This is a genomic window from Rhizobium sp. BK399 (genome assembly GCF_014194695.1).
In the GTDB taxonomy this organism is placed as follows: domain Bacteria; phylum Pseudomonadota; class Alphaproteobacteria; order Rhizobiales; family Rhizobiaceae; genus Rhizobium.
This window is the reverse complement of record NZ_JACIAH010000029.1, coordinates 21500-28383: the sequence shown is the minus strand read 5'-3', so window position 1 is coordinate 28383 and position 6884 is coordinate 21500. Positions and strand designations below refer to the sequence as shown.

Sequence of the window (6884 nt, the reverse complement as noted above, 5' to 3'; positions counted from 1 at the left end):
TTCGTAGCGGCGGCGTGTCATGATAGCTCCTAATTCGGAAGCCTTGAATCACGCCGAACGCAATACGCCAAGAGAATTTATGAGTTTACGGCCTAGGTCGGGTCCATTTTCGAAAGTACGTCCGCCTTGATGTTTCCGAAAGTCGTCTCAGGTTTTCGGATGGTGCCCATGCAGAATGAGGAAAGGATGCCTTGCTTGAATTTCAGGCCCCGCGGATGGCACGCACATACCTCGTTCCGCTGTTTGGACGTGAACTCCTCGAAGCCGATGCCGAGGACGTCCATTTCGACGCCTGCAGCAACCAAGGACACAGTGGATCGCTTGTGCTTCGGGATCCCCGGCGTCGTATGTAGGGCAATCGAATCCCATACGTCGTCGACATCCCGCTCGGGCAATCCATATGATTGGAGAAAGTTTCGGGCGGCATTCGCTCCATCCACCTCGAAGCGTTCGTTGGGGCTCGCATGTGCATCCATAAGGCCCATGTCATGAAACATTGCCCCGATGTAGAGTAGCTCGGCGTCATACGTGACGCCCCGTCGTTCGCCAGTCAGCGCGCCAAAGAGGAAAACTCGTCTGGAGTGGTGATAAAGGAGCTCCGTTTCAGCGTCACGAACGAGTTCTGTCGCTGCCTGGGCCATCGTGCTGTCTGGAATTCCCACTCCTGCAATCGTTCTGGGATCTGTGGACATCCGTGCTCTCCAACCGTGAACGCCGGGCCAGCCGGCTGCAAATTTCACCTGAAAATTATCTGCAATTCGGCGGGAGCGTATTGGACGAGAGTACGATTGACGGCGAGCGCTTTAGCGGCGCCGTCTGGCTGATACCTAAGTGCAATGGAAGCAGGAGCTCTCAGCGGTATTCTCGACGCCGGAACAGACGAAGAAGATCAGTAATGATCGTGTCGGAGGACAGGAAGCTAAATTTCAGTCGCCGACGGTTCTATCGGTGGGTGCCGTCGCGGTACCGTCGACGTTTGGTGAATCTGTGATGCGTTTTTCCTCTGGGGTAGGAAAATGAAGATTGAAGACGGCCCCTGTCGGCAAAGCTGGCTCGGCCCACAGCTTGCCGCCATGCGACTCGATGATCGACCGGCAAATCGAAAGGCCCATTCCCAATCCTTCGGGCTTCGTGGTGTAGAACGCCCCAAAAACCCGCTCTAAATTTTCCTTCGCAATTCCCGGCCCAGAATCCTGGACTGATACGTGGACTCCACCCGACTGGGATTTGGCCGAACTGACTAAGATGACGCCCCGCCCACCGGCAAAGTCGTTGATAGCATCCAGTGCGTTCATGATCAGATTCAGTACTACCTGCTGCAACTGAACCCGGTCGCCTTGGACAGGCGGCAAGCCCTTGGTGAGTTTTGCCTCCAGTAGAATGCCACTCTTCTGCGCCTGACTTCGGGTCAGGCTGATGACCTCATCGATAACATCGTTTATTTCGAGTGACGATTTCTGCGGAGGCGCCTTTTTGATGAGCGTACGGATCCGGCCGAAAACTTGACCGGCGCGGGTGCCGTCGCGCACGACGCGAGCAAGGGCCTTTCGGGCTTCGGGCAAGTCAGGCTCGTCGTTCAAAAGCATAATCGCTGTTTCGGCGCTAACGACTACACCCGAGAGAGGCTGGTTCAGCTCATGGGCTATGGACGCTGCCAAGTGTCCCATGGCGGAGACACGGTTCGCGTGTGCGAGAGCCAATTGGCTCTCGTGGTAGCGCCGCTCGCTGTCACGGGCTAATCCCTCGGCCCGCCGGCGATCCGTAAGGTCGATAACGAACGCAACACCTTCCATTGGTCGTCCGTCAAAAAACGCGGCACCAATCAGAACGGGAACCCGTGAACCATCTTTCTTGACGTATTCTCCCTCAAACGGGGTAGCGACGCCGGTCGCGCGCATCTCCTCCATCACACGATCGTTTTCTGGATCCCACTCGCCCGGCATCAGGCTCTTCCAGCGTAGGTCACCTTCCTCCAGATCCTCACTTTCGTAGCCAACAATCTGAAGGAATGCATCATTAGCATCAATGATCCTCCCGTCGAGGTTCCAGGTGAATATCCCAATGATATTGGCGTTGAAGAGGCGCCGAATACGAGATTCGCGTTCTTGAAGGTCTCCGTAAAGACGAGTGTTCTCCAGTGAGATAGCAGCTTGCGTCCCCATGAGCTCCAAGAGCCGCGCTCGATCGCTCGTGAAAACGTGCGATGCCAAACTATTTTCAAGATAGAGAAGACCACTCAGATAGCCTTGACGAATAAGTGGGACGCACAGGATTGACCGTGGGCTCTGCCCGGTCATGTAGGGATCATCGGAAAAAAGGTGGTGCTCGGCGGCGTCGTCAACGATCAGCGTTTCTTGGGTTCGCATGACGTATCGGATGATGGATCGAGGAACTGGTGGAGCTGTGAAATCTTTATGACGCAGAACAATCGAGTCTCCTTCCAGCACAGCCTCAGCTTCGATGCTGTACCCACTCGGATCGGGTAGGATCAGGAGCCCGCGGTCGGCACCTGCTGTCTGCATGGCGATCGTCATTAAACGTTCAACCAAATGAGGCAGTAAAATTTCGCTCGACAGTGCCTGCGATGCCTTGAGAACAGCGTCGACATCGACATCGACGCCTTCAAGGTCTGAGTTGCCAGCAGCTCCCGGCTCCTCGCGGCCCGAACGATGTTGCTTAGCGTTCAATAACTGGGGATGGAGCGACTCAAGCTGTTTCACTTTGCCTAGCGCGCCCCAGCGTAGGTAACAGTCTCGCGCCTTCGTAAGGTAGGTATCGCAGAACTCCTGAAAGCCGTGGGCGCCGTAAAACTGTGCGGCAGTTTCATAGGCTATCGCTTCGTTATGGAGAAACCCGTTTGCGCGAGCAGATTGGATCGCGAGTTCGTAAAGTCGCTGGGCCTCGAAATCGCGCCCTTCGAGTCTTGCAAGTTCGGCGCCGACCAAAGCGGCGCGGTTCTCAAAATTTTCTGGGCAATTCCCTGCCCACGCCATTAGCTGTCTGTGATGAGCACCCAGAACATCGATGCCGGCCTTGGTAGCTGCGGCTCCAATCCTACGCTGATTTCCAGCTACAGATAAGGCTGCGTAGAAATGGTACTCTGCCAGTTCGAACATTGCGGCAGAAGTCCAGAGTAGTTTTTTCGCTTTCGCAGCGGCGTTCAAGGCCACGGAGAAATCCCCAGCAAAAAAGCGTGCTTGCAGCTTCCGAATCCAATACCAACACTCGGGTTGCTTGGTGGAAGGGTCGATTGCATAGCGCTCTTCCAAGTCGCTCTCAGCGATTTGTTCGTCGTCGAAGGAGCCAAATCTGTATGTAAGTCCGCGCAAACTTCGGATAACGCCGAGCTGCGCCTTCATGATGTCCACGATGTGGCCGTAACGAGCGCGCTCAGCAAGCTCAAGGCCGACGTCGGCTTGGCGCTCCGCCTCTTCGAGGGGATCTCCGGCGGCGAGCAAATTGGTATTGAGGTTGTCGCAACAATATACCGCGAGAGTTGGGTCGCCGCCTTTCGTCGCGGTCTCAAATGCCTTCATAACCACGATCCGACTTGCACGGACGTGCTCCATCCACATCAGTGAAAATTGCGCGAACCAGAGGTAAGCGGGAGCGCGAAACCTCTCAAGACCGCGCTTGTCCACCAGTTGATAGCCGAGGCTCGCGAACCGATACCCCGCATTGTAGTCATTGAACTGTGGTCCCGCTATTTTGCTAAAAAAGACGTAAGCGACACATGATCCGTCGCCATGTCCCCGCTCAAGGCTAATGTTGACCGAATGACAGATAGCCAGCGAGAGAAAGTTGGCATCAACGAAGAGAGCCGACGGTAATACTCGCGTTAGAACATCCAACGTAGCGAGGGCGACCTCGTCGGTCATCAACGGCACATCGATAAGTTCCTCGATCGTCCGATCTCCAAGGTTTTTCCAAATTCTGTCGTACTCGCGCTTGACTTGGGACCTTCTTGGATGGGGAGTCCAATGGAGCCCCAAAGACTGCAGATACTCAATGCATATGCCGACGGCTTTGTCGCATTGGTCGAGGGTGGAGTACAAGTCGATGCGCAGGCATGCCACGCTCGCCCGATCGAGAGTGTTCGCTGATCTCAATGAAAGCCTAGCTAGCCGATCATCAGCAGATTCAATCTTTCCGACGAGAAACTCGCATTCAGCCTGGTGCAATTCCAGGGCGAACGCGGTCAGATGACGGTCCTCCCACATCTTGGCCGTGAGTAGCGATGCGCCAACCGCGAAATATTTTAGTGCCTGATGGTAAGCCGTCGACGCCCTCGCACGTCTGCCAGCCGCCAGATTCAATTCAGCAAGTTGGGCTCGCTCTTCATCCGAAACGATCAATTCTTTTCCGCGGTTGAGGTGAGTGACAATGTCGAAGATAATCTCCTCTCGTTGCTCAGCCCGTGTTTGCGAGACCAGGAGACGCCCAATGTGCAGATGCGTCTCGGCGCGATGTTCCGGCTGAATGAGCGAGTAGGCTGCCTCCAATACTCGGTCGTGCATAAATCGGTACGAGCGTTCGGTGTGCTCAAGAAATTCGCGTCGGGTTGCCTCCCACAATACAGCGTCGACTTCACGCTCAGACGTTGCGAGTACCATGGACAGTGTGGCAGTCGTCGCACTGGTACCCAGGCAGGCAAGTTGCTGCATTGCAGCACGTGTCTCTGCAGGCAACTGGCCGATCTTGTTGACCATCAGTTCGGCTACGTTCGCGGTATATTGCTTACGCCGGATGGTATCAGTATCCCACGACCACATACGCTCGCGGGCATCGAAGGCAACGAGACCCTCTTCGCTGAGCCCAGACAAGAACTGCTTTATAAAAAAGGGGTTACCACCAGTTTTCTCGTGTAGAATCTGGGCTAATGGAGCTGCCCTCGACTCGTCGCAATGAAGCGCTTGGGCGAGAAACTGTTCAAGGTCATTTCGACCGAGCGCGCCCAGCACGATCAACTCGCTTTCGAACCCACCGTCTCGGATTGATTGAAGTCTTGAGAGAAGTGGATGGCCGGCTCTAAGTTCGCTTTCTCTGTAGGCGGCGACGAGCAAAAGGTACTGCATTTCGGCATGTGTCATTAGATCTTGGAGGAGATCCAAGGATGCGGTGTCGGCCCAATGTAGGTCATCAAGAAACAATACGAGGGGATGCCCTACCGTGGCGAACACTCCGACGAAGCGGCGAAAGGCGATCTGAAAGGCTTGCTGGGCCTGCTGTACCGGAAGGTTGGGAGCGGCTTTTTGCTTCCCAATGACTAGAGCCAGTTCGGGCATAAGATCGACCAAGGCTCGCGCCTGTGTTCCCAAGGCTTCCAGCAAAGACTGTCGCCAGAGATCCAACTCCGCTTCATCCTTGCTTAGCAAGCCGCGAATTGGTCCTTGAAATGCTTGGGCGATAGTCGCATATGGCGCGTCGCGTTTTTGCTGGTCGAATTTGCCAGACGCGAACATGCCTTGGGATTGCACCAATGTCCGTTGTAGCTCGTTGAATAGTGTGGACTTTCCCACGCCGGAATGGCCGCAAATTGTTACCAGCTCGGGAGTTCCGGTGGTGGATACGCGACCAAAGGCGTCCACTAGCGAGGCGATTGCCAATTCTCTTCCGTAAAGCCTCTCCGGCATCAACAGTCGATCAGGAATATCGAAACAGCCCACGTCAAAGGGATTGATGTGCCCACCGGTCTGTAAGCCCGCTAAACAGAGCCCGAGATCGTATTCGACGCCAGCGGCTGTCTGGTAACGGTCGTCGGCCGTTTTAGCCAGGAGCTTCGTTACGATTTTAGAAATTGTGGCTGGGATACTCGGTATTCGTTCGTGCGGCGGAAGAGGCGCCCGAGCAATGTGGCAATGAATCAATTCTAATGGGTCAGACGTGGGAAATGGCAATTCCCCCGTCAGCATTTGATAGAAAATCACTCCCAGCGTGTAGAGATCGCTTCGCGAGTCGATCGAGCGGTTCATCCGGCCCGTTTGCTCGGGCGCCATGTAAAGAAGAGTGCCGGCAATAAACTCTGGGGGATCCAAAGCTTGGCGTTCGCGAGGTAGTCGGGATGCATGTCCGAAACCAGTAAGATGCACGTTAACGCCGGCGCTATCCGCCAGGATATGAATCGGCCTGAGGTTTTTATGAATAAGCCCGGTCCGGTGCATCTGCCGAACCGCTGCAACCGTTTCTATAGCCAAATGGAGAAACTGGAGGATTGGCATTGGTTTGCCAAGTTTGCGATCCAAACCCTCGCCACCGGGATCGGACAATATTAGCATTGTCTTATCCCGCTCCCGGACGAATTCCTTTGGAAGGACGGCCCACGCACTGTCCAGGTAATCTCTGAGTTGATACTCGTTCTCAAGCTGGGCAATACTTGTAGGTCGGGGATAGGGTGAAGCTAGACGCAACGTGAGAAAGTTGTGAGGTGACCCATCACCATCAGGAAACGCCTCTCGAGAGAGAATGCGCTCGCCGTCTTCCCAAAGGACGTTCGTACCGCCTCCGCGCGGGTCAGGCGAGGTCTGGGAATCCATCCGTCAAGCTCCACGGTTCGTCGCAAATGAGTGCCGAGGGTCATTTCAAAAGAGCACGGCCGAAACACCGACCATCGCCGTGAAGGATCCGACAACTACAGGTGAGATTTAGGACGTCGCTTCGTTATTTGAGGCGCAATGCTCGACAAACAGTGTTAAGCTCAAGCCAGTATTCCTGATCTTGTTGCTCGCCGCCCTCACGTCCTTTCGGTGTCTCAGCGATCTTGCACCTCGGTAGTCACCGGCAGCTCAGCGGAAAATACCATCTTTAGCTGACAATTATATTCTGTTTTGCGATAAATGAAACATATCATCCGACCGGCCGCGAACTGACAATCACGGCTCCCTGAA

Annotated in this window: 2 protein-coding genes; both read right to left on the bottom strand. The window is 54.9% G+C overall.

The annotated features are described in order from the left end of the window. Window positions 1–92: 92 nt before the first annotated feature. On the bottom strand, window positions 93–692 hold the full coding sequence (locus FHT97_RS29685) for an HD domain-containing protein (RefSeq protein ID WP_183865081.1): 600 nt from the start codon (window positions 690–692) through the stop codon (window positions 93–95). A 234-nt stretch (window positions 693–926) separates the two neighbouring features. Further along, window positions 927–6533 carry an AAA family ATPase gene (locus tag FHT97_RS29680; RefSeq protein WP_183865080.1) on the bottom strand — a complete coding sequence of 1869 codons (5607 nt, stop codon included), beginning with the start codon at window positions 6531–6533 and terminating at the stop codon, window positions 927–929. Between the last annotated feature and the right edge of the window lie 351 nt (window positions 6534–6884).